Source organism: Streptomyces lacrimifluminis, from assembly GCF_014646095.1.
Lineage (GTDB): Bacteria > Actinomycetota > Actinomycetes > Streptomycetales > Streptomycetaceae > Streptomyces > Streptomyces lacrimifluminis.
Genome location: NZ_BMMU01000098.1, coordinates 1 through 2,412, shown reverse-complemented (window position 1 = coordinate 2,412; position 2,412 = coordinate 1). Strand labels below are relative to the sequence as shown.

At 71.4% G+C, this 2,412-nt stretch carries 3 protein-coding genes; all 3 read right to left on the bottom strand.

Annotated features, from left to right (window positions below; all coding sequences use genetic code 11):
- Nucleotides 1–128: 128 nt before the first annotated feature.
- Complete coding sequence (locus IEY89_RS40065; protein WP_189152441.1) at nucleotides 129–1,358, bottom strand: glycosyltransferase; 1,230 nt, start codon at nucleotides 1,356–1,358, stop codon at nucleotides 129–131.
- A 114-nt stretch (nucleotides 1,359–1,472) separates the two neighbouring features.
- Nucleotides 1,473–1,832: a hypothetical protein gene (locus IEY89_RS40060; protein WP_229695742.1), complete on the bottom strand. Its 360-nt coding sequence runs from the start codon at nucleotides 1,830–1,832 to the stop codon at nucleotides 1,473–1,475.
- A partial coding sequence (locus IEY89_RS40055) for a cytochrome c oxidase subunit I (RefSeq protein WP_189152439.1) occupies nucleotides 1,829–2,412 on the bottom strand: 584 nt, incomplete at its 5' end. The genes IEY89_RS40055 and IEY89_RS40060, both read right to left, overlap by 4 nt.

Sequence of the window (2,412 nt, the reverse complement as noted above, 5' to 3'; positions counted from 1 at the left end):
ATCTCGAAGTCCACTGCAACTCCCTACAGACGGGGTGTTGCAACGACCTCTTGAACCCAAGGGTGCCGGGGGTTCCTGACGTTTTCGGGGTGTCCTGGGCCGGGGTCCGGCGGGACGACCGCCGGTGCTCAGCCGGACAGCCGGTTCACCGACTCCAGGACGGGGCCTACGCCGTCCTCCGCGCCGATCCGGGCCGCGAGGGCGCGCGCCCGTTCCCCGTACGAGGGGTCACTGGTCGCCCGTACCAGGGCCGGGGCCAGCGCGCCGGCCGTCAGCTTCCGCAGCGGAACCGTCCGTGGAGCGACGCCCAGGGAGACCAGTCGCGCCGCCCAGAAGCCCTCGTCGAACTGGATCGGTACGGGAACCGCGGGTACCCCGGCCCGCAGCCCGGCGGCGGTCGTGCCGGCGCCCGAATGGTGGACGACGGCCGCCATCCGGGGGAACAGCGCGGAGTGCGCCACCTCGCCGATCGTCAGCATGTCGTCGCCGTCCGCTTCGAGCCCGCCCCACCCCCGCTGGATCACCCCGCGCATCCCGGCCCGCCGCAGTGCCCCGACGACGACCGCGCTCAGCTGCCCGGGATCGGGCACCGTGGCGCTGCCCAGGCCCACGAAGACGGGCGGGGGCCCCGAGGCGAGGAACTCCTCCAGCCGGGGTGGCAGCCGGTGCTGGGTGTCGTACGGCCACCAGTAGCCGGAGACGTCGAGCCCGGGGCGCCAGTCGCGGGGCCGGGGCACCACCAGCGGGCTGAAGCCGTGATGCACCGGCCAGCCCTGGCGTTCCCGGGCTCGGCGCGCGGCACCCGAAGGGTGGCGGGGCAGGCCCAGCCGATCCCGTACGGCGGGCACGGCCGAGGCGAAGACCTGCTCGACGGCGATGCTCACCCCGTTCCCGGTGAGCCGGTTGCCCGCCGGGCCCCAGGAGCGGCCCCCGAGGACAGCCGGCCCGAACTCCCCTGTCGGAGCGAGCGGTTGGAGGTACACGCCCATGCTCGGCAGCCGCAGCCCTTCCGCGATGGTGTGTCCCAGGGGGCCCAGCGAACTGGACAGCAGCAGTACGTCGTTCACGCGGGCGGCGGCCAGCAGGTCGTCGGTCATCCGGCCGACGAGCCGTCGCGCCATCCCGACCACCCGTAACAGCTTCCCGGCCCCGGTCGCGCTGCGGTGGAGCCCGCGTCCGCGCGCCGACTCCAACTCCGCCCGGGGGTCCACGGGCAGGGCGTGGAACCTGACCCCGGCCCCCGCCACCAGCGGTTCGAAGCAGCCGTGCGTGACCAGGGTGACCTCGTGCCCGGCCCGGGCCAGCTCGTGGCCGAGCCCGGTGAAGGGGGCCACATCACCGCGTGAGCCTGCCGTCATGATCGCTACGCGCACGGGGCCAGTATGGCGCCGTACCGGCTCGTCGGGGGCGGCCTTTCCCGTGTTGTGCCGGGCGGGCTTGTCGGACACCGACGGGATCCGGCCCGCGGCGGGCTATCGCCGCAGCGGCGCCAGGAGGAGAAGGGTGAGCGGTACCGTCGTGGCCGCGAGCGCCAGGCATGCGGCGGTCAACCTGACTTTCAGGCGGCGGTACCTGGCCTCGTACTCGGCCCGCAACTCCGCGCTGCGGGCGGCGGTGCGCTGCCAGGAGGTCCGGGCGAGGGCGAGGTGCTCCGCCGCGAACTGCCGTTCCAAGTCGGCTCGCTGATGGCTTGTCAGCCAGTCGAGGCGTGCGGTGAGGCGGGCGGCTGCCTCGTGTCCCTCCTGGCGGGTGGCGGCGAGCAGCAGATGGCCCTGGATCTCGTTGACCAGGGTCACCACGTCCACCTGGCGGTCGTCGTCTCTCGTGGTCACTGTCGGGTCAACTCCTGCTGCTGAATGGAGTGGTGGAGGTCGAAGGCCGGGGATTCGCTGCGGATGCGGGGGAGCGAGACGAAGTTGTGGCGCGGGGGCGGACACGAGGTGGCCCACTCCAGCGAACGGCCGTAGCCCCACGGGTCGTCGACCTCGACCTTCTTGCCGTACTTCGCGGTCTTCCACACGTTGTAGAGGAACGGGAGGAGAGAGAGCCCGAGGACGAAGGAGGAGATGGTCGACACCGTGTTGAGCGCGGTGAGGCCTTCGACCGCGAGGTAGTCGGGGATGCGGCGCACCATGCCGTTCGAGCCCAGCCAGTGCTGGACGAGGAAGGTGCCGTGGAAGCCGATGAACAGCGTCCAGAAGGTGATCTTGCCGAGGCGTTCGTCGAGCATCTTGCCGGTCATCTTCGGCCACCAGAAGTGGAAGCCGGAGAACATCGCGAACACGACCGTCCCGAACACCACGTAGTGGAAGTGGGCGACGACGAAGTATGTGTCGGACACGTGGAAGTCGATCGGCGGCGACGCCAGGATGACACCGGTCAGACCACCGAAGGTGAAGGTGATCAGGAAGC

Excerpts from the sequence above, each read along its gene's own strand:
- IEY89_RS40065 (WP_189152441.1), bottom strand. The coding sequence starts at position 1,358 with ATGACGGCAGGCTCACGCGGTGATGTGGCCCCCTTCACCGGGCTCGGC.